This is a genomic window from Streptomyces sp. CT34, assembly GCF_000805335.1.
GTDB lineage: Bacteria > Actinomycetota > Actinomycetes > Streptomycetales > Streptomycetaceae > Streptomyces.
This window is the reverse complement of record NZ_KN708638.1, coordinates 1,684,006-1,684,363: the sequence shown is the minus strand read 5'-3', so window position 1 is coordinate 1,684,363 and position 358 is coordinate 1,684,006. Positions and strand designations below refer to the sequence as shown.

The window sequence follows — 358 nt, the reverse complement described above, 5'->3', positions numbered from 1 at the left end:
CGCGGGGGGGAGCCGAGCTGGGACGGCGGCTCGCTGGGCCGCGGCCGGCCCGGCTGGCACATCGAGTGCGTCGCCATCGCGCTGGAGCACCTGGGCATGGGCTTCGACGTCCAGGGCGGCGGCTCCGACCTCGCCTTCCCGCACCACGAGATGGGCGCCTCGCACGCCCAGGCGCTCACCGGCGAGTACCCGTTCGCCAAGGCGTATGTGCACGCCGGGATGGTCGCCCTGAACGGCGAGAAGATGTCCAAGTCCAAGGGCAATCTGGTCTTCGTCTCCCGGGTGCGGCGCGACGGCACCGACCCGGCGGCGATCCGCCTGGCGCTGCTGGCGCACCACTACCGCAGCAACTGGGAGT

The 358-nt window shown here is 72.6% G+C and carries 1 protein-coding gene; it reads left to right on the top strand.

Features of this window, described 5'->3' with window-relative positions:
- Positions 1-358: class I tRNA ligase family protein (locus tag RZ84_RS40755; RefSeq protein ID WP_241777615.1), on the top strand; the 358-nt coding region annotated here is incomplete at both ends.